Origin of the sequence: Spiractinospora alimapuensis, assembly GCF_018437505.1 — a bacterium.
Lineage (GTDB): Bacteria > Actinomycetota > Actinomycetes > Streptosporangiales > Streptosporangiaceae > Spiractinospora > Spiractinospora alimapuensis.
Genome location: NZ_CP072467.1, coordinates 4,053,802 through 4,079,978, shown reverse-complemented (window position 1 = coordinate 4,079,978; position 26,177 = coordinate 4,053,802). Strand labels below are relative to the sequence as shown.

Below are 26,177 nucleotides of genomic sequence, written 5' to 3'. Positions count from 1 at the left end.
CCTCGAGAGGTCGTTGGTGGCACAGGACGAGGGGGCGGAGGCGTCATCTCGCCGGCTTCCCTCGCGCGTCCTGGTCGGTGGTCGCCGCGGCGTGGGCGGCTCCATAGCCCTCCGCCCGGGCGACGATGGCGCCCCCGCGGATACGCGCCGCCGCTTCGACCTGGTCGTCGATGGCCGCCACGCCGAGAGCCGTGGCGATCCGAGCCGCGTCGTCGATGACCAGCCTCAGGGGTGCCCAGGTCTGGGCTGGGAACACGCGGCGGGCGCACGAGATCACGTCACTGACGCGGAGCCGCACGAGGTCGCCCGTCTCGATCGGGTCGCTGGTGACGATGGCGACCGTGACGGGTTCCGCGCCACGAGCGGAGCGGACCGCTTCCTCCACCGCCTCGAGACGTGCCGGCCCAAGGACGACGACGAGGCCGTCCGCGTCGAGGTCCACCCTGGTTCCGCTGATGTGATCCACCGCCGAGGTCGGGGGTGCCCACACGTCCTGACACACCGTGGCCGGCGCGACGTGGGGCAGGTGGGCGGGTTCCCAGGTATCCGCCAGCTCGAGCGCCGCCAGGTGCCGCACGGCCACGGTTCGGTCGAAGGGGTCGCCGAAACCGGGCGCCACCTCGGCCAGAAGACTCGACCCGGTGAGCATGGCCATGGCGAGTTCGGCCACGCGCACCCGGCGCGGCTTCGGGTCGTGTCGTTCACACGCTTCCAGCCCGAGCGCGAGCAGCAGCGCTTCCAAACGCGCGAGCTGGGCGAGCACCTGACGGTCGCGGTCGTCCTCGATGACGGGCGAGACGGAACGCAGGCGCAGACGACCGTCTCCCGTGTCGTCGCCCAGGGGGAGACGCTCCAACCACGCGGTGGCGAACGCCCCAAGTGCCTCAGACACCGAACGCGGCGGCTCGGTGACCGACGGGACGCCGGCGCCCTCGACGAGGCCGACGAGCACCGCCAGGTACAGAGCGCGTTTGCTCGGGAAGTTCGAGTAGACCCCGCCACGCGTCAGCTCGGCCCGCTCGGCGATCCGATCGACGTGGGCGGACCCATATCCCCATTCGACGAACTCCTGCCGCGCGGCCGCCAGTACCGCCGCGCGTGTGCGCGCTTGTCGCTCAACCCGCGTCAGTCGAACCACGACCGCTCCTCCCTCACAATGACCCGATCACGATACTCAGAACATCCGAATGTTGTCATCATGTGAATTTCCGTCGGAGCGGACCTACGGCAAGAACGTCGCCAGATCCCGGCCGGTCCTCCCCGGCCGGGTAGCACTACGTTGAAGACAGGTGCCACGTCTGGTGTCGGGCCCGGCCGTCCGGGCGGTTGGTGCCCGCCGTCGGCTGACAGGAGGACGCGTAGTGAACCAACGCCTCTCCCGCCTGGTCCGCTGGCGGGCCTTCGGTGCGCCCAGTGGCGCGTTGCGACTGGTCGGCGCCGCCCACATCGTCTACGGCGCGGTCCTCTACCGGGACGCTCTCGGGGACATCGCGCGGCGTGGGTTCGTCAACGCTGTCCCGGACTTCGGCGACAGGGCCACGGCGTTCTGGTTCGTCACCTGCGGTTCGATGTTCATGCTCTGCGGCCACCTCCTGCGGTCCGCCGAGAAGGCCGGTGACCTCGACGCCCAACGCGACGCCGGCGCCGCCCTCACCGCCATCGGCGCCGTCGGCTCCGCCGCGATGCCGGCCAGCGGCTTCTGGGCGGTTCTGGCGATCGGAGCCGCCGCCCTCCGTCGCGGCAGACGCCCCCGCCGATAGACGCACCAGCGGCGACCGCACGCGTGTTCTCCCAAGAGCCCCGCCCTGGCCGAGCGGGTGGGGCGGGGCTGGGACGGCCGGTGGTCAGGGTGCGGGGATCGTGGCTGTGAACGGGGTGCCGTCGATGCTGCCGGAGACGTCGGTGGTCTCTCCCGCGAACATCTGGGACCAGGAGAGGGTCACCTCGTGGGTGGCGTCACCCGTGTCCAGGGTGATGTCGGCGTCGACGTCGCCGGTCGGGGTGTGTGAGACCTCGCCGGTCGCGGCGGCGTCTTCCACGTAGCGAACGGAGTCGAGCCCGATCGTGGCCGTGTCGTCGTCGAAGGTGATCTCGCCGCCACGGATCCCCGTGGTCTCCGCGAGCTCTAGGGCCCGCCAGGCGGCGGGGTGGCGGCGGACCGCGGCGTCGGACGCGGTGGCGAAGGACACGTGGACCGCCCGCGCCTCCTGACCGGAGAGATCAGCGACGTCCAGGTCGCCGAGGTCGGAGACCGTCTCCGGGAAGGCCCCCTGGGCGAGGTACGGGGGGTCGTCGCAGCCGTGGTCCGCGGCCGGTGTTTCAGGGTCGCTGAGGAAGTCCCGGGCTTGGTGGGTCGGGCAGTCCAGCTCCTCAATGCCGGACGGGTACACGTTCCCATGGCCCTCGTAGGGCATGACGATCAGCGTGGCCCCGGGGAAGCGTTCGGCGGTACGCCGGGCACCAGACGTCGGGGTCCCGGTGTCGCGGCCGCCGCTGGTGATGAGGACGGGGACGTCCGGCACGTCGGCCTGAACGTCGACCGGCGGGCCATCGCCAGCGGGCCAGTTCACGCACCAGTCGGCCTCGCTGACCCCTAGCTGTCCCACGATCGTCTCCTCCACGGTGAACGGCGCGAAGGGCTGCTCTGTCTCGTAGAAGTCGTCGAGCTGCGCGCGGCGCTCCTCCCGGGAGGCGTCGCGATCGAAGGGGAATTCACCGTCGCTGCAGTTGTAGCTCAGGAACGCGGGGTCTGGCGCCCTGTCCATGCTGCCCTCTGGGATGGCATACTCCACCAGTGTCCGCTGCAGCGGCGCGGGGTCGCCGTCCAGCCGTGCGGCGAGCGCGGCGTTGGTTTCACGGCCAAGATCGGGCATGTTCTGACTGTTGATCACAGGTGCTGACAGGGTGAATAGGTCCTCGGTGGCGCCCTCCTCCCGTAGCTGCTCGACGACCTCGGTCAGCCGGTCGGCGGGCTCCCCCGGAAGATCGTCGCAGGCATCGGAGAAAGAGCAGACCTCCGCCAGGCCTTCCAGAGCCGCCTGCTGGTGCAAGAAGCGATTCAGTGTGTCGGTGTAGCCGTCGTCGGTGATGTTCAGGACGCCATCGAGCATCATCGCGTCGACGCGCTGTGGGTAGTGCGAGATGTAGGACTGCATGACCATGGTCCCGTAGGAGTTGCCGAACAGGGTCAGCGTGTCGATGCCCAGCGCTGACCTGACGGCGTCGTGGTCATGGACCGCCTGCGCCATCGTGAAGTAGGGGGCGTCCTCGGCGAGCTCCTCGGCGCATTCAGCGATCGAGTCCGGGACCAGGATGTCGTACTCTCCGCAGTCCAACGGGGCCGCGTCACCGAACCCGCGCATCTCCACCATGAGCAGGTTCCGCTCCTCCAACACCGGACCGAGTACCTCGGTCACCGACTCCACTCCCACAAGTTGCGCGAACGGACCTCCCTCATTGGCGAGGATGGTGCCCCGCGCCTCTCCTTCGCCGGAGGCCGGGACGAAGGCGAAGGGGACCTCGATGGTGTCCCCTTCGGGGTCGTTCCAGTCCTTGGGGACCTCGATGACCCCGACGCACTCCTCGGTGGCGTCAGCGCATTCGTGGGCCGGCCGCTCGGTGTCGGGCCCCGAGTCCGACCACGCCGGGACACTGATACCGGCGGCGGAGAACGCCATCATGGCGATGACGGCACCGCGGCGTCGCCACCTCGTCGTCCGCTCGGACCGGTAGGGCGATCGACTTCGGTCAGGCATGGGGCGGCCTCTCGTCAGGCGACGTCGAAGGGCCGAACCTAGTCGACCGTCTCCCGCCCCACCTCCACCGAAAGAGGTAGTCCCAGCATGTTGCTGAGATAACCCCGAGGCCTTGGCCACTCGCCCGAACCCGACGCGCCAGCGTCCCAAGGCCCGGCTCACCACTCGGAGCTCAGGTCACTCCACCGGGCCGAGTTCGAACTCCTGGAGCTGGTTGGTCGGGCCGGGGTTGTCTCCGTGTTGGCCTTCGAACCGCTCTGTCCCGTCAGTACCGCACAGCCCGAGAATTCGGTTCGCGCCGCCGGGGTGCTGGGAGATCCAGTCGGTGAGGTCGTAGACGACGCCGTCGATCACGGTCCAGCAGGACTCCTCCGAGTCATTGGCTTCCACGGCCTCCAGCGTGAGTTCCGTGTTCTCGGGATCGGAGTCGGGCGCGTTGGCCTCACTCCCGTCCGTGTCCGGCGTCTCCTGATCCGCTCCCTCCGTACCGCACGCGGCCACGAGCAGCACCGCGGCGGCAACGACGGTCAGCCTCTTACGCATCACTACGGCTCCTTGACGGGGCACGATCCCCACGAAAGTGTCTTGTTGGCCCACGGCTACGCGGCCAGGAAGCCCCACGTCTCCTCGGCTCCCGAGTGCCCCGCCAACACCGTGAACGTGGAGGCCGTGAGGGCCAAGACGACGGTACCCACCGCGAGGAGCGTGGTGACCACCGTGTCCCGCTGACTCGTGCCACGCCGCCGCCACCAGGCGCTGGTCCACGCCAACGCGACCAGGGTCAGGGCCACAGCGGAGACGACCGTGGGCAGGCCCCACTGTTCGTGCTCGGGCCGAGCCCCGAGCTGATTCGTGAGCTGTTCTCCGGTCAGAAACGCGGCCGTCGCACCCGCGGCGCCGAGAGCCGAGAGAACGACGGATACGGGGGCGAGGGACTCCCGAAGTGGCCGGATGGCCACGGCGAGGACGAGCAGCGCGGCGGAGACGGGAATCAGGACCACCGGCACGTGGACGACGAGGGGGTGCGGCGGAAGGTCCATCTGGGCCTTTCTCTCGTGATCTCGACTCATGTCTCCACGCGTGGAGAGTAGCCGTTCGACGGCGCGGCGGTGACCCGCGCAGCGACCACGCCCAGCCACCGAAGCCACGAGCGCTGGACCAACGGTCCCCCCGCCATCGGGCCGCCGCGTCCGAGGGCACGCCAAGGCCGACGGCCCGGCCCCGAGCCCGCGCCTGGTCGAAGCCTTGTCCGGGGCGAGAACCGCGTGTGACGTTCGCCCCCTCGCGTCAGTTCGCCGCCGTCTTCGACCGGAAGGTCTTCACGATGGTCCGAACGCAGAAGCCGATGAGGAGTAGGCCGGGGAGTATGAACGCCAAGGACAGCATGAAGGCGCTGAAGAGCTGGCCTCGGACCGATTCGGTGCTTTCTCCGCTCATCACGCCGTTGATGACGACGACACAGCGGGCGATCTGAGGGTCGCAGGTGTCGGCGTTCAGGAACGAGGACACGCCGAACCACACGACGAAGAGCCCGACGGCGGTACCCAGCGTCGAGGCGGCGACACCCAAGCCCCGGCGGATGGCCTGGTTACCTCCGACCGCCCTGGTGATCAGCATGGTCAGCGCTGCCGCGCCGATGGCCGCGGGAGGTGTGATGACGATCAGCCACCACATCTCCATCATGATGCCGACGGGCACGACGATCATGCCCAGCGGAATACACATCATCAACCCTGCGAACACAGCGTCACCGATAGCGAATGGTTTCGGCTGCCCTGGGCCGGGAGGGGAATTCTTCGCGGGAAGATTCATGGAATGAGAATAGTGTTCCGGTCCTGACGGAGTTTCCTCGGAGGAACCGATAGCCCCATCAGGAAAGAAACACGCTGGTCACAGCCATACGATCATCGACGTTGGTGGGGAGTTCCCACTGACGGAGCGTGGGTTCGGCTGGACGGGCGGTGGGCTTGGCGCCGTCGCGCGTTTCTCGGTCCCGACCATTGTGGCGACGAAGCCGCTGCCACGCCACGGTGCTCGCGGGCCTACCGCGGTCGTGGAGGCGCCGCGTCCGGAACGAGCACGGTCTTGCCCACCACCTTCCGGGCCTCGATCGCGGTGTGTGCCTGGGCCGCCTGGGACAGCGGGACGACCTGGCCGATCAGCGGAGTGATTCGCCCCTCGGACAGCCACGTGAAGGCGGTACGGCGCCATCGGCGCTGGTCACGGAGTTCGAAGTCCTCGTCGAACCCGAAGAGCTCGACGCCGCGCCGTCGTGCCTCGCCTTCGATGTCGGCGAACTCTCCGCCCGCCGAGCCGTAGGCGAAGTAGCGCGTGCCGGCTCCGGTGAACCGCATGGCGGCCTCTCCAACCGCGCCGCCGCTGCCGTCGAACACGACGGCCAACGTCTCGCCGGCGAGTGCGACCCTGACCTGGTCGACCCAGTCGGGACGGGTGTAGTCGACGGTGACGTGCGCGCCCAGGTCCGCCGCCGCGCGCAGCTTGGCCTCTCCTCCGGCGGCCGCGATCACTCGGGCGCCCGCGCGGACCGCCTCCGGGATCAGCCAGACGGCGATCCCTCCCGCGGCGGCGGTGATGAGCACGACGTCACCGGGGCCAATGCGGGCCCGTTCGATCCGGCTCACCCCCATGACACCGTCGGACAGGGCGGTGACCGATTCCACCAGCTCCACGTTGTCGGGGACGGGGACGAGGTGGTCCACGTCGACGACCGCTTTCTCGGCGTACCCACCTCCGGCGTACTCGCCGGCCACCGAGAGGGGTGCGGCGACCCGACTCCCGATCCAGGTCGTGTCGACCCCCGCACCCACCCCCGACACGACGCCGGCCACCCCGGCGCCGGGAACGTAGGGAGGGTTCAGCGTGAAGTAGTCCTGCCCCCAGCCCTTGCGTAGTTGGACGTCGAGGAGCAGGACCTCGGCCGCGGCGACGTCCACGACGACCTCCCCCGAGGCCGGGACCGGATCGGGTGCCTCCGTCAGTTCGAGTACCTCAGGTCCACCGAACTCCTTGGCACGTACTACACGCATGGGTGCCGCCCCTCTCGATCGTCGCTGGCGTGATCCCTCCGCACGATAGGAGTTCCACTTAACTTGAAGTCAAGAAGGGCGATCGGTCGGGTTCCCTACCCGTAGTACGGCGGCGGTCCCGCCCGGAACGTGGGTACGGGCCCCCGCTGAAGGTGCCGTCGCCTGCGTGCGAGCGTGACGAGGATGGTCACCAGCCCGCTGACCGCACCGAGCAGGAAGGTCGCCCCGGTGGAGAGCGCCACCGCGCCCATCCCCTTCACGGCCGCCGAGTCACTGTCGCCGTAGGCGAGCCCGTAGCCGAGTTCGCGATCGCTGTCACAGGTGACGGTGTAGGTGCCGGGGGCGGTCGTCCGTATCACTCCGAGGCGTTCCCAGTAGGTGGTGCCCGAGCCGTAGTAGTGCTCGAACGAGGTTTCCTCGAGCTGGGGCTGACTGCCCGGGCCAGTGACCGCGCAGTCGACCTCTGAGGTGCTGACGTGCTCTTGGTCCACGTACAGCACCCACGCCCGGTCCGGGTCGGCGACCTCCGTCACCTCGAACTCGACCTGGTCGCCCGAGGGGAACTCGGCGACGAACTCCGGCAGACTGACCATCCGCACGAAGCCCACCCCACAACTGGTGGCTCCACCCAGGAACCCCAGCGCGATCAGGGCCGCCCCCACCCAGTACCAGAACCGGTATGGTCGAACCTCTGGCTGGGCAGCGCCGTAGTAGCTCATGTCTCCGCCTCCCCTTGGCTCCACGCACCTCAACCGCGACGTTGAGTGATGGGACGCCACGGAGGTCGATGGCGGTGGCACGTCGGGCCGTGCCTGACCGCGTGCGGTCAAGGAGTCCGGATCCCGAACGCGCGCTGTGGATCCCCGCGCCCGTTTCCTCGCTCGGCGCGGATCCCCCACCGACCCAGGGCCGTCTCATGTGCGTCCGGTGAGCTGACCGACCCTGGAGTGCGGACGTTGAGTTTCGATCTCTGTGTGTGGCGGGAGAACCAGCCGGTCACGGCGGCGCGAGCGCTGCGTACGCACCGTTGGCTGTGCGACGACCAGAGAGTGGGCGATCCGGACTGGGCGGAGCTCTCGATCGTCGCGGACGCGCGGGTGGACCGGTTCCATCGTGAGTTGATGGGGGTCTATCCCCCGCTGGAGGAGCTGGGGACGCAAGCGGTGGAAGCCTCGCCCTGGAGCATGACACCCCGGCACGAGCATGGTCTCTTCGCCGTCATGACCATGGGCTTCGCCCACGCCACGGCCGTCGCCCCGGTGATCGTCGAGATGGCACTGCGACACGGACTCGTGTGCTTCGACCCGCGACAGGGGGAGATCCACAACCCACCGGAGATCGTGGCCTCCGACGGCCCACGGTTGGAGTTCCGCGACGGCGGCGTCGTCAACAACCCCCACCCCGGGGCGCTTCCCGCGCTGCTGGGGCAGGTCACCGAACGGAACTGGTTCGCCATCCTGGAGCACGAACCCGGCTGGTTCATGCAGGTCGGCGTGGGGGAGCCGGCCGGCGGCCTCGACGACGGGGTCTACGGGCTGGAGTTCCGGGAGGGAAGCGAGGACCGGCACTTCCGCGTCCTCGTCTCCGACTTCGGCGCGATGGCGCGGGCGTTCCAGGACTACGTGACCGGGGACCAACGCTGGAAGTCCGTCTTCGACTGGCAGCCCCTGGCCCCGCCAACGGTCGACCTGGCGTTCTAGCACGCGGCGCGCGTGCCCAACCCGACCGAGGCCGAGGAGTACTACCAACGGATCCGTACCGACGATCACCCCGTGCCCCTGGGTGTCCTGGCGCCACCGCTCCGGGAGTTCGTCCGCGGAGTCGGTGAGGACATCCCCCAGGCCGAGATACTCCCGCTCAACCGTTCCCAGGACGAACCGCTGTATTCCCGACTCGGTATCGCGGTTCGCGTTCCAGCACGGGACATCAAGGAGGTCTGCCCACGACTGGTCGCTACGGCGATCGACCTCCGCCTGCTCACCTACGACCGGGACGGCGGATACGTCATGGGGATGTGAGGTGAGGAGGTCACACCCGGGCGGCGCCGAAGCTCCACCGCGCCGGCGAGCGGTCAGGACGCTTCCCGCACGCTACGGCCACTCCCCCTGACATGGCCAAACCCCTTCTGACCTGCTACGATTCCCAGCTCCACGGGCCCTGGCGCGCGATAGGCGCGACCATGATCACAGAATTCTTGCCGCTCCACGGCAAAGTGATCCTGAGTTTTCCCTCACAGAGGCATGATCAACTACGCAATGCTGAAGGAGGAACTCATGATCCACCGCTCGCGAACAGCGGTCCGCGCTGGTGCTCTCGTGGTCGCCACCGTTCTCGCCCTCGGTGGGTGTGCCAGCCGTGGTGGCGAGGGCGAGGACGCCTTGCCCGACCGTGTCACCTTGCTGGTCCCCGTCCCACCGGGCTCCTCGTTCGATACGTTCGCTCGCGCGATCACTCCTCGCCTGGAGGAGGAACTCGGGACGACGGTCGCGGTTGAGAACCAGCCCGGCGCCAGCGGCATGATCGCGATGTCCGACCTCGCCCGCAGTGACCCCGACGGCTCCACGCTCATCCTGTGGCAGATGGGCTCCATGGCCATCGCCCAGATGCAGGAAGTCGAACAGGTCACCTTCGACCTGACCGAGTTGTCGTACGTCGGCAATTTCGCCGACGCCGACCACATGTTCTTCGTGTCCTCGGACTCCGACATCGAGTCGCTGGAGGAGGCGGTGGACTCCGACGACTTCACCTTCGCCTCCGGAGAGATCGGCTCCCTGGGCAACACGAGTCAGGATCTCCTCGTCCAGGTCCTGGACTGGGACGCGAACTTCGTCACCGGCTACGCCGACCAGGGTGAACGACTCGCCGCGATGGCGCAGGGCGACGCCCAGGGCGTCATCGGTCCGGTTCGCACGTTCAACGAGATCGGGCGGCTCGACGAGGTGCGCCCCCTCCTTCGCTTGGCCCGTGAGCCGCACCCCGACTTTCCCGACATTCCCACCGCGCTCGATCTGGACGATGTCGACGACGCTGAGCGGGAGGTCCTCGAAACCCACATCGACATGGGTTCCTTGTTCTTCACGGTCGCCGGCCCCGCCGGGATCGAGGATCCGGTTCTCGAACAACTGCGGGAAGCGTTCTGGAACGCCGCGAGCGATGAGGAGATGTTGGCGGAGATGGAGGAACGCGGGTTCACGCTGGACCCGGAGACGGAGTTCGTTCCGGGCGACGAGGTGGCCGACCGGATCGACGCGCTCCTCGATCCTCCGGCGGGCTACCTCGAACTCATCGACGCCGATGAGTGAAACAACAACCGATCCGGCCACCGCCTCGGAGTCGGGCGGCATGGACGACGACAAGAACCGCGGCTTCTCCGCCGTAGCGCTGGCGCTGGGTTTCGTCGTGGTCGGGGTGGGTGCGGCCGTCATGGCCACGTCCTTCCCCGACCGGGCGGGCATCGTCCCCATCACCGTCGCCGTTCCCATGACCGCCCTCGCGCTGTTCATCGTGATCTCCGAGACGCGCCACCTCCGCCGGCCGCGCCGGTCCAGCCTCGCCATCGCCATCCGAACGAACCCGTTCCTCTGGTTGGGCGCTTTCACGGCGCTGTTCTACCTCGTGGGCGCGGTCGCCAGCCTCGGGGTGTTCGGCGCGGCGCTGGCCCAGGTGCGCGGCCGGCAGCCCTGGCGCCTCGTGGTCCCGATCGTGGCGGTGACCACTGCCGTGTTCTTCGTGATAGTCGAGGTCTTGCTCGGAGAGAGCCTCTACCGAGGCGTATTCCTGGAACGGATCTCATGAGCGGGCGTCGCCGTACGCCGCGGGAGGGAGTTCGCTGATGGAAGGCGTTCTCGACGGTTTGGCGATGCTGACGCCACAGACGTTCCTGTGGATGTTCGTCGGTGTGGCCCTCTGTCAGGTCGTGGTGATCATCCCTGGCCTGAGCGCGCATCTCGTCCTGGCGCTGATCCTTCCGTTCCTGTACACGATGGATCCCGCGTCGGCCATTGGGCTCCTCATCGGCGCGGCCGCGACGAGTGGAACCGGGAACACGATCACCGCGGTGCTGTTCGCGGTACCCGGTTCCCCGGCCGGAATCGCCACCCTGTTCGACGGGCATCCGATGGCGCAACGAGGAGAGGCGGGGCGGGCGATTCTCGCCGGACTCATCTCCTCCGCGCTCGGCGGCGTCGTCGGATCGGTGGTCCTGGTCCTCTTCCTGCCGTTGGCCTACCCACTGGTCACGATCATCGGCCCATCGGAACTGTTCATCCTGGCGCTGCTGGCTCTGGCCTTCCTGGCGTTCCTCGGCGACGGCAACGTCGTGAAGGGACTGGCCGCGGGCGGGCTCGGCCTCCTGATCGCCTTCATCGGTCAGGAGAGCTCCACCGGCGCACTGCGCTACACGTTCGGCCAACTGTCCCTGTGGGACGGGATCTCCATCGCCGCGGTCGCGATCGGCCTGTTCGGTGTCGCCGAGATGCTCGAACTCATCGCCCGAGGCGGCGCGATCGCGAACACCGAAGGCGCGACCTATCGCCGCTATCCCCTCAGTTCCAGCTTCCGCGATCTCGCGGCCAACTGGAGAACAGTGCTGCAGAGCAGCGCCCTGGGATCACTGATCGGTCTACTGCCCGGCATCGGCGGGGCGTCCTCCCAGTTCGTGGCCTACGGAGCCGCGAAACGGACCTCCAAGCACAAGGAGGAGTTCGGTAAGGGACGCATCGAGGGAGTCATCGCGGCCGACGCCTCGGTCAACGCGACCGACTCCGCGTCCCTCGCCCCGTCCTTGGCGCTCGGAATCCCGGGGAGCCCGATCACCGCCCTGGTACTCGCCGGCGTGGTCATCATCGGCGTGCGCCCGGGGCCCGACCTCCTCACCGACAACGTCGCGTTCCTGTGGCTGGTCATCTTCGTCCTGGTGATCGCCAACGTCATCGGGGTGGCGCTGTGCGTCATGGCCATCCGCCCCTTGGCCCGCCTCACGTTCGTTCCGGCGGTCTATCTGGTTCCCCCCATCCTCGCCTTCGCCCTCTTCGGCGTCGTCGAGGCGGACGGTTCCTTCGCGAGTATCCCGGTCGTGCTGGCCTTGGGTGTCCTGGGCTATCTCATGAAGAAGCACGGGTACTCACGCGCGACTCTGATCATCGGCTTCGTGCTGGCCGACCTGTTGGAACGCAATCTCCTGTTGGCCCTGAGCATCGACGGACCGGCGTTCCTCCTCCACTCGACACCAGCGCTCATCATCATCGGATTGGCCGTCGCGGCGCTGACCTTCGCCGGGATACGCGGACGACGGAAGAAGGAGAAAGCCAATGTCGCGCACACTCGCTGACGACGTAATCGACATGGTGCGGGGGTCGGGTGCCGACGTCGTCTTCACCTGTCCCGGAACGACCGAGGTTCCGATCCTCGACGCCGCGCTGGATCATCCGGAATGCGCGATGGTGCTCACCACGCACGAGTCAGTAGCCGTCGCCGCCGCCGACGGCTACGCGCGCTCGACCGGACATCCTGGGGTCGCGTTGCTGCACGCCAACGTCGGCCTGCTCAATGGGTTGTCGATGGCCGAGGCGGCACGGGTCGGAAACTCGAGGGTCCTGGTTCTGAACGGGACGAAGCCCCTCGCCAACCGCAACCGCCGCGGATTCACCCAGACCCCGGGATCGCCTCACGTCGCGCGACCGTTCGCCGTCTGGGCTGGCGCTCTGGAGTCACGCGACAGCGCGCTCGATGACCTACGCGCCGCGCTCCTCCGGCTCCAGCGAAACCCAGCCGGTCCGGTGTACCTCGAACTCCCACAGGACCTACTCGCACGGCCTGCCTTGGCCTCCGTCCCGACCATCACTGGATCGAGGGATACGGCCACGTGTCGCCCCACGGATTCCGCGATCGCCGAAGCGAGCGCGGCTCTGGCGGCATCGTCGCGGGTCGTCCTCGTCGCTGGCCGCGAAGTCGCCGACACATCCGCCGCGCACCATCTCGTGGCGATCAGCCGCCTGCTCCACGCTCCACTCTTCGAAGCACCCTGGCGAGAGCTGGAGCGAGAGACGATCGACACCGCCGACCCGCACTACGCCGGTGTCCTCTCGTGGCGACCAGATGTTCTCGCCGGCGCGACAGCACTGGTCGTAGGCACTCCTCCCTTCCTCGAGCCCGACGCTGACAACGGGATGCTCGACGCCTGCGACACGGTCATCCACGTCTCGAGCGATCCGACCGACGTCATCTCCCCGTCGCTGCCACTCGTGGGAGCGCCGGTGGAGTCCGTGGAAGCACTGCTCAAAGAACTCTCGAACGTGGATCAGGATCCTCGATCCGCCGCGGCCCGGGCCTCATGGCTGCGCGAGGTCACCTCCCCGGCGCCCCAGGGTGGTACGGAGGCCGCGCCGTCGACCGAAGCGCTGAGCGTTGGGGCGGTCGCCCGGATCATGGCCGAGGACGCCACCGATCAGAGCCCTGTAGTGGTCGACGCGGTGACGGCCACCGGCACCCTACTGCGAGGCCTTCCCCGCCGGCCCGGACGGCAGTTCCACGCGACGGGAAGCGGAGCCTTGGGGTGGGGTATGGGCGCCGCGATCGGGGTCGCCCACGCGACCGACGGACGCGTGCACGCGATCGTCAGCGACGGAGTGTTCCAGTTCGGGCTTCAGGCCCTGCACACGGCGGTCGCCAAGAACCTCCCCATCACCTGGGTCGTCCTGAACAACCGGTCCTACCGGGCCGTGAAGTTGGCGCTCGAGAATTTCGGGGGCCGAGCCCGCGCGGCGGAGACCTTCCCGTGCACCGATCTCGGAGACTCGAACCTGGCGATGATCGCCGAGGGGTACGGCGTCGCCGCCACCCGCGTGACCAGTGAGTCCGCCTTCGCACGGGCGTGGCGGGAACAACGATCCGTTGACGGCCCGAGATTGATCGAAGTCATGGTCGACTCCGCGGAAAGAAACACCGCGCGATGACTGGATCCGAGGCGGCCCCCGCGAACGATGGGGAACCCACACCCATGAGCGCGAGCCGCAAGGTGCTGCGCATTCTTCTGGTGTTCGAGAAGAGCGCTACCCCGCTGAGCCTCAGTGATATCTCCCGCCGAAGCGGAGTCCCGACCTCTACGGCGTTGCGCATCCTTCGCGACCTTTGCGAGGAGGGATTCCTGGAGAAAGTAGAACGTCAGTACCAAATCGGTGGGAAGATGTTCGAACTCGGCATGCGCGCTCCGTTCCACAACGCGCTGCGCGAGGTCGCCCTCCCGATCATGCAGGACATCCAGTCGGCGACATCCCAGAACGTGCACCTGGGCGTACTGGAGCACGGCAGCGTGCTCGTGGTCCAACAGTTGTCCGGCCGCAGCGCGGTAGCGACCCCAGCTCGTGTCGGGGGCAGGTTGCCCGCGCACTCGACGTCCGTCGGAAAGGCACTCCTCGCGTTCTCCTCTCCCGAGCGGGTCCAGGAGATCGTTGACGCGGGGCTCGCACCTGTCACGAAGCACACCATTCGCACCGCCTCCGCGCTGCGTCAGGATCTCGCCACGACCCGGACACGTGGGTGGTCGATGGCCACCCAGGAGAACTCGATCGGCACGATCTCCGTCGCCGCCCCGGTATTCGGTATCGACCAGTACGCCGTCGCCGCGTTGTCGATCGTCCACCCCTTCGACGAGACGGCGCACGTCCAGCGGTATGTCCACGCGCTCCGGACCGCGGCGAACACGATCTCTCGCATGTGGCTCAGCACGAATCCGGATCGCTGAGTCTCCGCGTCGAATTGAGGAGAACACTTGATCACTTCGGTCACCCTGACCGGTACCGGCACACCTCTGCCCTCGCCCGGGCGAGCGGGCGCCGGCACGCTTGTTCGATGCGGCGAGGAGCTGATCCAGATCGACGCTGGACGCGGTACGGTCTGTCGTCTCGCGGACCTGAACGTGTCGGTGAAGGAACTCGACGCGCTGTTCCTCACGCACCACCATTCGGACCACCTCATGGCCGTCCCCGACGTGTTGATCACACGCTGGGTACTGGGTGCCACGGAGCCTCTGGACGTCGTGGCCCCCGCCGGGCCGTTGACGCGGTTCGGTCGTCAGGTTCTCGATCTGTGGGATGACGACGAGCGGGTTCGTCGACTCCACACCGGCCGCGCCGCGATCCCTCGGCCGAGTTGGCTGGAGTTCGAGCCGAGCGGATCGGTCCAGCGGGTGTGGACGGGACGAAACCTGACCGTCGAAGCGGTCAAGGTCGAGCACGAACCGGTGGACCCCGCCGTGGCGTACCGAGTGACGGCCACGGACGGAACCGTCGTGGTCGTCAGTGGCGACACGCGGGTGTGTGGTCAGGTGGCCGATCTGGCTCAGGGCGCCGACCTCCTGGTGCACGAGGCGGTTCGCCCCGCGCTCATCGGGTCTGGACGTACCTACATCGCCGAGTATCACGCCGACTGCGTGGCCCTGGGCGGCATGGCCGCGAAGGCCGGTGTCCGCAGGCTCGTCCTGACCCATCTCGAACCCTCGCCGACCACGGCTGAGGAGGAGAGGGGCTTCGCGGACGACGTCCGCGCCGGCGGATTCGAGGGGGAACTCCACGTCGGGCACGACTTGTGGACGATGGAGGTCTCGGCGTGACTGCCGGCGTAGGGACTGAGTTCGGCGTATTCGCCGACGGCGCCTGGCAGCGGACCACGGAGCGACGTGAGATTCACGGCGTGGCTGGGGAGCGGCTCGCCACCGTCGCCATCGCCGACAGCGCCCAGGCCGCGTCGGGGATCGCCGCGTCGGCCCAACATCAACGTCGCTGGGGCGAGGTGTCCGCCCAGGAGCGCTGCGCGGCGATCGCTGGCCTCGAACGCGCCATCGAGGCGCACCGGGAGGAGCTCGTCTTCTGGTTGACCCGGGAGGCGGGAGCTACCCGGGCCAAGGCCGAGCGGGAGGTCGCCGCCGCCAAGGCCGAGGTTCGGTTCGCCGCGACGCTCGCTCCGTACATCGAACGGACGGTGTCGACGTCCGGTGACCGCGACCAGTCGGTGGATCTTCGCCCCGTTGGTGTGGTCAGCGTCATCACTCCCTTCAACGCCCCGCTGGTCCTGGCGATGCGATGCCTCGCGCCCGCGCTCGCCGCCGGTAATTCGGTGGTGCTGAAGCCCGATCCGCGGACACCGGTCTCGGGTGGTCTCCTGCTCCCGTACATCCTGCGGGCCGCTGGCCTACCCAGCGGGCTCCTCACGGTGCTCCCCGGAGACGCCGCTGTCGGCGAGGTCCTCTGCGAGCACCCCGCGGTCGGGTCGGTACTCTTCACCGGGTCCACGCCCGTGGGTCGACGAGTGGGCGCGTTGGCGGGGGCGAACCTGAAGAAGTGCGGATTGGAGCTGGGTGGTAAGAACCCGTTCATCGTGTTCGCCGACGCCGACGTCGAGCACGCCGCCGCGTGCGCCGTCCGGAGCGGCTTCCTGCACTCGGGCCAGATCTGCATGGCGGCGGGCCGATACCTCGTCGAGGAGCAGGTCCTCGACGATTTCTCCGCGGCGTTCGTGGATCGCGCGGCACGGCTCATCGTCGGCGACCCGGCGGTCGATGACGTGGACATGGGGCCGCTGATCGACGAGTCATCCGTGGATCGCGTGGCCACCATCGCTGAGGAGTCGATCCTCGCGGGAGCGGAACTCCTTCTCGGCCCCGTCATCCGGTCACGGTTCATGCGTCCCGTCGTCCTCGGCGGAGTCGACGCGTCGATGCCGATCTGGAACCAGGAGGTCTTCGGGCCCGTGGCCGGGATCCGGTCGTTCGCCGGGATCTCGCAGTTGCTGGAGTTCGAGGCGCGTTCACCCTTTGGTCTGGTGGCCAGTGTCCACACGAGCTCCACGGACACCGCCGCGGCCGTCGCGAACTCACTGCGGTGTGGCACCGTACGCGTCAACGACGTGACGAACCACGACGCGCCGGACACACCCATGACGGGCTGGGGCGAATCAGGGAACGGGACCGCGTTCGGAAGTCCCCACATGCTGAACCTCCTGACCAATCCACGTCTCGAGACGCGCTGGACCGGATAACCGAATAGCTGTCGCCCCGATTCCAGATGGCGAACCTCGCCGCGTCTTGTGGCCAGCGCCCCGTGCCCCCGGCAGTCGTGGACCAGCCGCTCCAGGACCTCGTCCGCGAGGTCAGCGAGGACATCGCCCAGCAGATCCCCACGTCGCCGCGACGGCGATCGACCCCCGCCTGCTCAGCTACGACCGGGACGGTGGACACGTCATGGGCATGGGGAGGGGGGCGTGACGGGTCGTGCCAGAGCGATACCGTCCGGGAATGGTTCGTGCTCTGACGCTGGACTTCGTCGCGATCGGCGTTGGAACGATCGCGGTGTCGCATCGCCCCCGGGTGAAGTCGCTCCCCGCGATGAGATCGTTGGGAGCGACCCACCTGGTTTCGCTACTGTCCACACGCGAAGGGGCGCGGGAGATCGGGGCCGCCGCTCGCGCGGCGGGTCTGGAGTGGGTCTGGGTGGAACTCGCCAACGGGGACGTCCCCCCGCCAGCGCGCGACCATGAGCTGGCCAGTGCGTTGAGTGGGCTGACCCAGATCCTGCGCGAGGGCGCCGGCGTCGTCGTCCACTGCTCAGCGGGGATTCATCGGACAGGCATGTTCTCCTACGCTCTCCTGCGCGCCACTGGCCTTGGTCCCGAGGACGCGATAGCCACATTGCGGCGGTCGCGAGTCACGACCGCCGACGGAGTCGGCGAGCACCGGCTCTCCTGGGGTGACCGCCTCAGCGTGACGATGGGGTGGGCAGCGCGGTGAGTCCCGCTCGGCGGTCGCGATTGGGAACGGACTACGCCGCCGTCAAAAACGAATCCACGGACATAGCCCCCGATTCACGATCAATTCGACGGGGTCGCCGCGTCCACATGTGGCCGTTGGGTGGATCGGTGACGACGTGTAGCGCTTCGATCTTGAGGTATGCGCTTCGGACGATCGGCCGAATCGGGTCTCGGTATCCGCCGTGCTCGGTGGGCGGCATCCACCCCGCCCCACGAGCTTCGGCTTCGGGTCATCGTCGTCGTGGCTCTGGTGCACACGCCGGCGACGATGCTCGCGATGGTGTTGTGGTTCCTGGTCGCGCACGAGGGCTACAACGAGCCGATTCGGGAGAACCTCGTCTTCTTCTCGCCGGTGGCGGGGGGCGCGGCCGTGGCCTCGGGTGTGGCGTTGCGGGCGCGGAGGGTGCGGGCGCCGTTGGGAATCGGGTTGTTGGTGGGGGCCGCGGCGATCCTCTGTGTGGTGTTCGCGTTGGAGAGCCACATACAGGTCTGGGGCTGGGCGGTGTACCTCTTCCTGGCGCTGCCGGTTCCCCTGGTGTTCGTGACGCTGTGGCTCGGGGGGAGGGTTCCGCGGCCTGGACTGCGGGTGCCGGTGCTCTCGGGGCGATGACCGCGTCGCTCCTGCTCGCCGACAGCGCGATGCGTCTCGTGGAAGCCCGAGGGGAGCGGGAGGAGGCCGCCGCGGCCTTTGGTGAGTACTCCTCGGTGTCCGTCCTGAACTCCTCCGGGTGGCGACTGGCCCACGTCCACGACGAGTCGGTGTTCCCCGAGTTCGTCTACCGCGACTGGCTGGGGCGGACGGTCCTGCTGGGATCCGAGCCCGTCCCCCTGCCCGACGGCGGCGACTCCGCGAACGCCTTCGACTCCGACGTGCTCAACCCGGCGGAGTGCGGGGCGGAGCCCGGCGTGGAACCCCGCGAGGAGAGGTGCGAGGAACGGGACGGCGTGCTCGTGGTGACCATGCGGGCGGCCCTCCGCGACAGCATGCTGGCGGACACCAAGGACCGGTGGCCACGAGGATGGACCGAGGTACGCATGGAGTCCCCTGACGGGAGGTACGTCCGACTTCGGTCCGACTCCCCCGGGGTCGACCTCGTCGCCCTGGCCGGCTCCGTCGAGGAGGCGTCGGTCATCGACCCGGAGGCGAAGCCCGAGGGGGCGGCGTGTGTGCTCCGTTGTCCCGTGTGGCGACACGCGCCGTGGTGACGCGCCACAGGAGCCGAGGGGACGGGCACGATCACGTCGAGAACCGGGCCGGACGGCGGTCGCGGTCCCGGACATCAGCAGGGGTCTGGGCGGTGCGCTGAGTATGGCCTTATCGGCGGTCTCGCCATGGCGGTCTTCGGGCGAGTGCTCGGGCTCCGGTCTCCGGCGTCGGTGTCCGGCACGGACAGGGACGCCGCCACCCAGAGCCCTGGGGGTGCGGTCGCGGTGGCCGACGAGCGCGGTGGGACCACCGGTGAGGGGCTGCTTCGGGTGGCGCGGGACGCCCTGTCGTGGGCGCGGGCCGGCGCCCACGCGGCGACCTTCGCGCTCGGTGTAGGACGATCGCGCCGATGCCGCGCGGTCCGCGCGGCGTCGAACTGCCGTCGGACGCCGACGCGGCCCCGGTCGGGCACGCGAAGGACGCCGCGAAACGTCGGGGGGTGACGGTCGGCGGCGTCCTCGTCCGCGGGTGGGCTGCCGGTCAACGGTCTGGGGTCTCCGCGGCGGGTGCGCGCAGGCCCAGGCGGTTGCGGGTGACGGCCATGAGGAGCAGCGCGGCGAGGGCGACGCAGGCGATCTCCACCGGGCTGGCGGGGGAGCCGACGAGCGTCGCCTTGAGGCCGGAGACGACGTTGATCGCGGCGTGGGCCAGCACGGGGGCGAGGACACCGCCGCGGGCGGCGTTGAAGACGTGCCCCAGGACCACCGTGAGACCCACACAGAGCAGGGCATAGGCCGGGAAGGACATGTCGGCCTGGGCGGTGCCGGCCACGGCGAACAGCGGTGCGTGCCACACGGCCCAGATCCCGCCGAGGAGCACGTTGGCCGCCAGCGGAGGCAACGCGCCCTGAAGCCGTGGCTGGGCGAAGCCACGCCAGCCGAGCTCTTCGTTGCCACCGCCGGCGAGGGCGATGACCAGGAACTGGATCGGCACGATGGCCAGGGCGGCGTTGAGTTCGCCCTCGTCGATGAACGCCTCTCCGAGGAGTACGGGCACCGCGGCGGAGGCGGCGATGGCCAGGACGACGAGGGCGGCGATGACGTAGGGGGCGATCCCGCCTCGGTGTCGGAGGGAGTAGCGCCGGAAGAGCGCGCCGACTCCCCGTCGCCCCTGGGTGGCGGCGGTGACCAGGATCGCGGCCACCATCGGGCCGAAACTGCCGAGGATGACGACGGGCATGGGGTCGCCGAGGTCGACCAGGGTGGTGCCGGCCCACCAGGCGGTCCAGGAGAACGCGAAGGCGATCACGAAGAACGCCGTGAGGCCGCGCGGGGCGAGGGTGGTGGCGCGGGCCAGGTCCGGTGCGGAGGTGGAGGTGTGCTCCTGTGACGGAGCGGTGTGGGTTGCCATGGCCGGAACCATACACTGTTGGATTGAATCCAACAACGTAGGATTCTGGGTAGAGTGAGAGACATGGACGATCCCCACGCCCCGCAGATCGACAGCGTCTTCGCGCGCCCTCCGCGTGGCCGCCGGTCCCAACCCGCGCTCAGCCGCGAACGCATCGTCACCGCGACGATCGCGCTCCTGGACCGGGAGGGCACCCGGGCGCTCACCATGCGCAAGGTCGCCGCCGAGCTCGGCGTGCACGCCACGAGCCTCTACTGGCACGTGGAACGCCGCGAGGACCTCGTCGACCTCGCCGTGGACGAGATCCTCGCCGGCGCCGCCGCGGACCTACCCGGGCCGGACGTCACCTGGGACGTCGCCGTCAAGCGGACCGCGCACCGGTTCTACGCCGCGTTGACGGCCCACGCCTGGGCCGCGGAGTTCGCGGGGTCGCGCCCGCTGATCGGACCCAACGCCGTCGCCCTGTCACGGCGGATCATCACCGCGCTGCACGACCACGGCGGGACCGAACAGCAACAGGCCGTCGCCATCCGGGCGATGTCCCACCAACTCGTCGGCGCCGCGATCACCACGGTCGCCATGCGCACCACCCGCGCGACCGCCCCGGAGACCCACGACAACGCCCGGACCACGGCGGTCTCGGAGCCCGACGCCCTGGCGGTCGAGAACACGTACTTCGACCAGGTGCTCGATCTGGTGATCGCTGGCATCAGGGCACAACGCGACGGCTGACCCATCAACACCACAGCCGACGAGCGAGCGCGCCCCGCGCGGGGACAAGACGGAAATGTCGGTGCCAGACCCTAGGTTTCCCTCGACACCGCACGTTTCCCGTGGAGCAGACCTCCACCCCGTCCGGACAGGAACCTCCCTCCATGCCGCTCGCCGGGGACCTCACCACCGCCCAGAACGAACGCCGGTCCCGGATCATCTCCACCCTGACCGCCGCGGGATGGGCGTCGGACACGATCCTGTGGGACGCGGGCATCGCCACCGACTTCGTCGCCAGCGTGTCCCTGCGCCGCTTCGGCTGGGCGTGCAAATGCGACTACGTGGTGGCGAGCGAACCCGGAGGCCTACCGGAATACCTTGACCTCCAGTGGAACACCCCCGAGGCCGAGGTGCGGGTGTTCGTGGATTTCCTCGGTCCCTCGGGACGGGGAACCGACACCCTGACCACGGTGCTGGACGTCCTGGTCCAGTCCGGACGGCACGAGCAGTACACCGATCGGCTGGTCCCCGCCACGATCGCCACACTCCTCGAGGTTTGCCAGGTCTTCGTCCACGGCGACGGTGGACGCCTCCGTCCGCTCACCTCCCAGCTCGGCGACGGCGAGGACCACGACGACGACCTCCACTCCGACGACCGCCCCACGGGCCGCGGCACGGTCACGACCACTGAGGCCACGGCGAGCGGCGGCACCGTCACCGCCACCACGTGGCACAGCACTCCCGACGAGGACATCACCTACGCCGATCCCGTCGAGGACCGGCTGCACAAGGCCCTCACCGCAGTCGGCTGGCGGACCAGCCCGGACGAGGCCCAGCTCCGTGACGAGCTGGAGTCGTTCTACGTCGACCGCGGCTCACTGCGCATAAGCGCGGGAAACCTCCACATCAACGGCGGAGTCGAGACCCGTGTGCGGGTCTCCCGTGACGACAGCTACTTCCTGCTCAAGGTCGATGGGATCAACCGTCCCGAGGACGCCGACCGGCTCATCGAGGTTCTGCGTTCCTGGCAGCACCGCCTGACAGAGGACAACCTGCTCGAGCTCGGCAAGGCACTCTTCGCGGCCTACGCCACCGTCCACCGAATGGGCCAGGACGACGAGTGGCATCGAGTCCGGCACCCCGACGCCCCCCGCTCCCCCGCCCCGGCTCCCGCCGGGGCCGACGCCCGATCCCGGCACGTTGGTGCCCGGCTCGAGCAAGCCGGCTGGTTCCAGACACAACCCGGCCGACCGGCGACCGTCAGCCGAGCGTTGCGCACCGGCCACGGAACGACCCTGCGCGTGGACCACATGGTCGGCGTGCTCCCCACCCTCGCGGAATCACTCCGACTCACCGTGTGGCTGCCCGAGGGTGAGGAGTCGACGTTCGGCTCTCCCGCCGTCTTCGACATCGACGTGTTCGATCTCGGATCAGGGCGAGGTAACCGCGACCAGCTGGCGACCGTGTTGGACGTGATCGGCACCCACCAGAACTCCGTTCGATGCGCGAAGACGTTGGGATCGCTGCTGCAATCCCTGTCCCTGCTGTGCCCGATCCACCGGTTCGACGTGGCAACGAACGAGTCGACCAGCTTCCTGTTGTCCGTCGACTGGGACCCGGACAACGAGTGGAGCGAGTCAACCCGTCCGCCGGCCCCACGGGCGCTGCTCACCGTGGAGCGGCAGATATCCAGTGACCCGGCCGGCGGCAGCGCCGCCCTGTGGTTCGAGCGGGGCGTCGCCGCTCTGGCCGACGACCAACCCCACCTGGCCTTGGAAGGATTCAACGCCGCGATCCAGCGCGACTCTCGCCACGCACCGGCCCGCTTCCAACGGGCGCGGCTGCTCCGGCTCGTCGGGGCGGACCACGCGGGCTCGGAGTACCGTCAGTGCGTCGAACTCGGGTACGAGGTCGGCCCAGCACTGATCGAACACGCGAAGTGTCTGTCGATGGAGGGCCGCGGAGCCGAGGGGCTGACCCTGCTCGAGGAACTCACCCGACGGCTCCCCGACTACTTCCCCGGCTGGTACCAGAAGGCGGCCACGGCGCACACCGCCGGCCGGCACGAGCTCGCCGTCGCGGCCGCGACCTCGGCGGCGCGACTCCAACCGAGGCACGCCAACACGTTCTGGTTCCGCGCCGCCGCGTACGCCCAACTCGGCGACGTGGACGCGGCCATCGAGGACATCGCGGCGACGCTGAAGCTGAAGCCGTCGCTCCGATCGGAGATCCGTGACGACACCGACTTCGAACACATGCGCACCGATGAACGATTCGTGTCCGTCGTGGATCCCCGGCCGGAACCGGAGCGGATGGACCGGACGCTCGCCGACGTGCTCTGGAACGGAGGCTGGCGGCCCGACGACATGGACATCCAACGTGCGACGTTTACGTCGTTGGAGTACCCGTGTCCGGCCGGCCGCCTGATCGTGAGCCAGTTCGAGGACGAGGTGTTCGTCAACCTGCGCCCCCGGGGTGGCGAGGCGGACGAGGCCTGGTTGTACACCCCGGTCGGGGACCCGACCGACCTCGGCGCGCTGTTGGTGGCGTGGCAGGACGCCCTGAGCCCTGACTACTTCCCCTACTTCGCCGAACAGGCGAACGGCCGGGTGGAAGGGGTCAGTTGGCACTGGGGACACCCTTAGTCCGACCGCCGCTGCGGTCCCGCCGTGGCGCCACATGTCCGCCCAGGTCACACCCGATCTCTCGACCCCATCCCCGGACTCGCCACTCCGGGTGACGTCAGGGTCACGTGGGTGACGTGCCCAATATCACACTGTAGGCCCCAGGCGCAGAATCGGAGGGTACGGAGTCACTCGGTGCCCGGGTGACCAGCGCCGGCACCCGCGCATCCACCGAGAAGACGCACCTGGGGGATTCCATGCGTTCCGGCGAATCCACAACGCACCCATCGACGGGTTTCCGTCCCGCACTCCTGCTCATCCCGTTCGCGAGCACCGGGTTCGGCGCGGTGTCCGGAGTGGCCGTGGACGCCTCGCTCCCGCTGGCGGGGTTCGGGCTGGTGTGGGGGGTGATCGCGATGCTCCTGGCACCACGGCTCGCGGCCCGGGGGCAGCGCTCGCCCCGCTGGGCCCAGATACCGCTCTACGTGGCGTGCGCGATCGCCTTCATGTCGCTGGGCGCCGCCATTCTGGGCGACCTGTTGACGCCCGACGCGCAGTCGGCGTTCGAGTTCACGCGGATCCCCGCCTTCGGGTTCTACTTCATGACGGTCCACCTGACCTTCGAGTGGGTGTTGCTCCCGGCGGCGGTGATGCTGAACTGGCACGACCGTGGGCGCCGCACGCTGCTACTGGTCGCGATGGTGGCGTTCTACGGCATGCGGATGGTCAGCGCCGTGTACTTCGCGCCCACCGCCATGGCGTGGGGGCAGCTACCGGCGGACACCGTGGTCACCGGCCAGCTCCTCGCGGAGGTCGAGGCGTGGACCGCGCTCAACTGGGTACGGCGCGTCTTCCAGGAGCTGCTGGTGACCGCGCTGCTCGTGGTCGCCACGCTACGGCCCGGCGCGACGCGGCCGGCGGTGTCCGTGGCCACGGCACCAACGCCACGGACCTGAGGGCGAGGTTCACCGTGGCGACCTGAGGCCCGGGGCCACCGGGGCCCGGGTCGCCACGCTCCGATTTCTGGGCCTCCTGCGTCGGCCGTTCGGCTTCTACACTCCCCGTGACGCCAGGCGCCACGACGGTTGTCGGTGGCGCGGACCTCTCCCCCCAGGAGCCCGACACGATGGCAGACCCGACAGAGTTCATGCGGCAGGCGGCCCGGGAACCCGACGCGGGCGCGCCACCGCCCGCGATCCCGACCGATCGCCCCACACCGGCCCGTATCTACGGCCTGCACCTGGGCAGTAAGGACAACTTCGCGATCGACCGCGAAGCCGCCGCGGAGGGGCTGAAGCAGTACCCCGAGGCGGTGGACGTCGCGCGGGAGAACCGCCGGTTCCTGTATCGGGCGGTGCGCTACCTGGCGCGGGACGCCGGCATCGACCAGTTCATCGACCTGGGGTCGGGTTTGCCGTCGGACAACAACGTGCACGAGGTGGCCCAGGAGTTCCGCCCGGACGCCCGGGTGGTGTACGTGGACAACGATCCCATCGTCTTCGCGCACGGCCGCGCGCTCCTGGCCAAGGACGCCTCGACCGCCTTCATCCAGGCCGACATCGGCGACACCGAGGCGATCCTGAACGCCGCGGAGACGAAGGAGCTGATCGACCTCTCCCGGCCGGTCGCGGTGTTGATGCTCTCCATCCTGCACTACGTCCCCGACGACTCCGAGGTGCGCCGGATCGCGTTCGGCTGCCTCGAACCGGCGGCCCCCGGCAGCTTCCTCGCACTGTCGGCGGTCGTCTCCGAGATCGAGTCGACGCGCGCGGAGGTGGACGCCAACGCGGCGGCCATCGGTATGACGTTCCGTACCCGTGAACCCCGCGAGGTGGACGCCCTGCTCGCGGGCCTTGACCCGGTGCCCCCGGGTCTGTGCGACGTCAACGACTGGCGCCCCGACCCCGACCAGCCCCCGCTGCCGGACCCGCACCCCGTGGTCGCCCCCTACCTCGGCGCCTCCAAGCACACCCGCCGCGGCTACGAGTACGGCGGAGTGCTGCGCGCGGAGTAGCCTCCGCCGAGGTCAGGCCCCGGGGACGTCCGTTGGCAGCAGGTCTCGGGCGGCGGTGGCGATGGTGGCGAGTTCCCGGTAGCCGGCGCCGTCTCGGGCCTGTACGGACATTCCCTGGATCAACGCTCCGATGGTGCGCGCGAGTCCTTCGGTGTCGGTGGTTGGAGGTAGCTCCCCGCGCGCCCGGGCGTCGATGATGCGACCTCGCAGGTTCGCCAGGGCCTGGTCACGTTCCGCCCGCACCACCGCGGCGGCGAGCTCGGAGTCGCGGCCGGTGGCGAGCAGCCCGGTGGAGACGAGGCACCCTCGTCCGGGGTCGGTGGTGAACTCCCGAGCGGCCCGGTCCAGGTAGTGGGCGATGGCCTCCGCGAATGGGAGGTCGGAGCGGGCGGCGAAGGCGTATCGCTCCTGGTAGCGCCGCACAGCGAGCTCGAACAGGCGCTCCTTGGAGTCGAACGCACGATAGAGCGCGGGAGCCGTCAACCCGGTGGCGGCTTGGAGCGATGCCATGCTCGCGCCCTCGTAACCGTGCTCCCAGAACACCAGGAGCGCCTGGTCCAACGCCTGATCCGGGTCGAATGAGCGCGGGCGTCCTGCCTTGCGAGTCTTTTCCATAGTGACTGCTACGGTATCCCATGACGGCATTTCGTAATGATCACTACGGAGGAT

At 69.0% G+C, this 26,177-nt stretch carries 26 protein-coding genes; 17 read left to right on the top strand and 9 right to left on the bottom strand.

Going from position 1 to position 26,177, the window contains the following annotated elements:
* Positions 1-43: 43 nt before the first annotated feature.
* Entirely contained in the window at positions 44-1,138 is a 1,095-nt protein-coding gene (locus J4H86_RS19010) for a TetR/AcrR family transcriptional regulator (protein ID WP_236539203.1), read from the bottom strand.
* Positions 1,139-1,361: 223 nt separating this feature from the next.
* Here J4H86_RS19010 and J4H86_RS19005 point away from each other — a divergent pair, with 223 nt between their 5' ends.
* A complete protein-coding gene (locus J4H86_RS19005; RefSeq protein WP_236539201.1) occupies positions 1,362-1,760 on the top strand; it encodes a DUF6463 family protein in 399 nt (132 codons plus the stop codon).
* An 84-nt stretch (positions 1,761-1,844) separates the two neighbouring features.
* Here J4H86_RS19005 and J4H86_RS19000 read toward each other — a convergent pair whose 3' ends face one another.
* The 6 genes from J4H86_RS19000 to J4H86_RS18975 all read right to left on the bottom strand — a co-directional run bounded on the left by J4H86_RS19000 (position 1,845) and on the right by J4H86_RS18975 (position 7,521).
* Entirely contained in the window at positions 1,845-3,755 is a 1,911-nt protein-coding gene (locus J4H86_RS19000) for an alpha/beta fold hydrolase (protein WP_236539200.1), read from the bottom strand.
* A 177-nt stretch (positions 3,756-3,932) separates the two neighbouring features.
* Positions 3,933-4,298, bottom strand: coding sequence for a cytochrome b5 domain-containing protein (locus J4H86_RS18995; protein WP_236539199.1), 366 nt, complete (start codon positions 4,296-4,298; stop codon positions 3,933-3,935).
* 56 nt (positions 4,299-4,354) lie between these two features.
* Positions 4,355-4,825, bottom strand: coding sequence for a DUF2231 domain-containing protein (locus J4H86_RS18990; protein ID WP_236539198.1), 471 nt, complete (start codon positions 4,823-4,825; stop codon positions 4,355-4,357).
* 217 nt (positions 4,826-5,042) lie between these two features.
* Positions 5,043-5,462, bottom strand: a complete 420-nt coding sequence (locus J4H86_RS18985) for a hypothetical protein (RefSeq protein ID WP_236539197.1) — start codon at positions 5,460-5,462, stop codon at positions 5,043-5,045.
* Between the two features lie 335 nt (positions 5,463-5,797).
* Positions 5,798-6,802: a zinc-binding dehydrogenase gene (locus J4H86_RS18980; protein ID WP_236539196.1), complete on the bottom strand. Its 1,005-nt coding sequence runs from the start codon at positions 6,800-6,802 to the stop codon at positions 5,798-5,800.
* Positions 6,803-6,897: 95 nt separating this feature from the next.
* On the bottom strand, positions 6,898-7,521 hold the full coding sequence (locus J4H86_RS18975) for a hypothetical protein (protein WP_236539195.1): 624 nt from the start codon (positions 7,519-7,521) through the stop codon (positions 6,898-6,900).
* Between the two features lie 237 nt (positions 7,522-7,758).
* Here J4H86_RS18975 and J4H86_RS18970 point away from each other — a divergent pair, with 237 nt between their 5' ends.
* From J4H86_RS18970 to J4H86_RS18915, 12 genes are all read left to right on the top strand, one after another.
* Positions 7,759-8,502, top strand: a complete 744-nt coding sequence (locus J4H86_RS18970; protein ID WP_236539194.1) for a hypothetical protein — start codon at positions 7,759-7,761, stop codon at positions 8,500-8,502.
* A 12-nt stretch (positions 8,503-8,514) separates the two neighbouring features.
* Positions 8,515-8,820 (top strand): hypothetical protein, encoded by a 306-nt coding sequence (locus J4H86_RS18965; RefSeq protein ID WP_236539193.1) that lies wholly within the window; start codon positions 8,515-8,517, stop codon positions 8,818-8,820.
* Positions 8,821-9,042: 222 nt separating this feature from the next.
* Positions 9,043-10,104, top strand: coding sequence for a Bug family tripartite tricarboxylate transporter substrate binding protein (locus J4H86_RS18960; RefSeq protein WP_236539192.1), 1,062 nt, complete (start codon positions 9,043-9,045; stop codon positions 10,102-10,104).
* The gene (locus J4H86_RS18955; RefSeq protein ID WP_236539190.1) at positions 10,097-10,597 is read left to right on the top strand and encodes a hypothetical protein; all 501 of its coding nucleotides are present in this window, start codon (positions 10,097-10,099) and stop codon (positions 10,595-10,597) included. Before J4H86_RS18960 ends, J4H86_RS18955 begins: the two co-directional genes overlap by 8 nt.
* Before the next feature lie 37 nt (positions 10,598-10,634).
* Positions 10,635-12,131, top strand: a complete 1,497-nt coding sequence (locus J4H86_RS18950; RefSeq protein WP_236539189.1) for a tripartite tricarboxylate transporter permease — start codon at positions 10,635-10,637, stop codon at positions 12,129-12,131.
* Positions 12,112-13,755, top strand: a complete 1,644-nt coding sequence (locus J4H86_RS18945; RefSeq protein WP_236539187.1) for a thiamine pyrophosphate-binding protein — start codon at positions 12,112-12,114, stop codon at positions 13,753-13,755. Before J4H86_RS18950 ends, J4H86_RS18945 begins: the two co-directional genes overlap by 20 nt.
* A 44-nt stretch (positions 13,756-13,799) precedes the next feature.
* The gene (locus tag J4H86_RS18940; RefSeq protein ID WP_236539186.1) at positions 13,800-14,543 is read left to right on the top strand and encodes an IclR family transcriptional regulator; all 744 of its coding nucleotides are present in this window, start codon (positions 13,800-13,802) and stop codon (positions 14,541-14,543) included.
* 27 nt (positions 14,544-14,570) lie between these two features.
* Entirely contained in the window at positions 14,571-15,410 is an 840-nt protein-coding gene (locus J4H86_RS18935; protein WP_236539184.1) for an MBL fold metallo-hydrolase, read from the top strand.
* Positions 15,407-16,834, top strand: coding sequence for an aldehyde dehydrogenase family protein (locus tag J4H86_RS18930; protein WP_236539182.1), 1,428 nt, complete (start codon positions 15,407-15,409; stop codon positions 16,832-16,834). The genes J4H86_RS18935 and J4H86_RS18930 overlap by 4 nt, the downstream gene beginning before the upstream one ends.
* Positions 16,835-17,090: 256 nt before the next feature.
* Positions 17,091-17,582, top strand: coding sequence for a protein-tyrosine phosphatase family protein (locus J4H86_RS18925; protein ID WP_236539180.1), 492 nt, complete (start codon positions 17,091-17,093; stop codon positions 17,580-17,582).
* 159 nt (positions 17,583-17,741) lie between these two features.
* Positions 17,742-18,212 carry a hypothetical protein gene (locus J4H86_RS18920; protein ID WP_236539177.1) on the top strand — a complete coding sequence of 157 codons (471 nt, stop codon included), beginning with the start codon at positions 17,742-17,744 and terminating at the stop codon, positions 18,210-18,212.
* Entirely contained in the window at positions 18,209-18,808 is a 600-nt protein-coding gene (locus J4H86_RS18915; RefSeq protein ID WP_236539175.1) for a hypothetical protein, read from the top strand. The genes J4H86_RS18920 and J4H86_RS18915 overlap by 4 nt, the downstream gene beginning before the upstream one ends.
* A gap of 481 nt (positions 18,809-19,289) precedes the next feature.
* Here the strand turns inward: J4H86_RS18915 and J4H86_RS18910 are convergent, their stop codons facing one another.
* Complete coding sequence (locus tag J4H86_RS18910; protein WP_236539174.1) at positions 19,290-20,159, bottom strand: CPBP family intramembrane glutamic endopeptidase; 870 nt, start codon at positions 20,157-20,159, stop codon at positions 19,290-19,292.
* Positions 20,160-20,222: 63 nt separating this feature from the next.
* Between J4H86_RS18910 and J4H86_RS18905 the strand changes: the two genes are divergently transcribed.
* From J4H86_RS18905 to J4H86_RS18890, 4 genes are all read left to right on the top strand, one after another.
* The gene (locus J4H86_RS18905; RefSeq protein WP_236539172.1) at positions 20,223-20,891 is read left to right on the top strand and encodes a TetR/AcrR family transcriptional regulator C-terminal domain-containing protein; all 669 of its coding nucleotides are present in this window, start codon (positions 20,223-20,225) and stop codon (positions 20,889-20,891) included.
* Between the two features lie 143 nt (positions 20,892-21,034).
* The gene (locus J4H86_RS18900) at positions 21,035-23,515 is read left to right on the top strand and encodes a tetratricopeptide repeat protein (protein ID WP_236539171.1); all 2,481 of its coding nucleotides are present in this window, start codon (positions 21,035-21,037) and stop codon (positions 23,513-23,515) included.
* 236 nt (positions 23,516-23,751) lie between these two features.
* Entirely contained in the window at positions 23,752-24,450 is a 699-nt protein-coding gene (locus J4H86_RS18895; RefSeq protein WP_236539170.1) for a hypothetical protein, read from the top strand.
* A 170-nt stretch (positions 24,451-24,620) separates the two neighbouring features.
* Complete coding sequence (locus J4H86_RS18890) at positions 24,621-25,508, top strand: SAM-dependent methyltransferase (protein ID WP_236539169.1); 888 nt, start codon at positions 24,621-24,623, stop codon at positions 25,506-25,508.
* A 12-nt stretch (positions 25,509-25,520) separates the two neighbouring features.
* Here J4H86_RS18890 and J4H86_RS18885 read toward each other — a convergent pair whose 3' ends face one another.
* Entirely contained in the window at positions 25,521-26,123 is a 603-nt protein-coding gene (locus tag J4H86_RS18885) for a TetR/AcrR family transcriptional regulator (protein ID WP_236539168.1), read from the bottom strand.
* Positions 26,124-26,177: the final 54 nt, after the last annotated feature.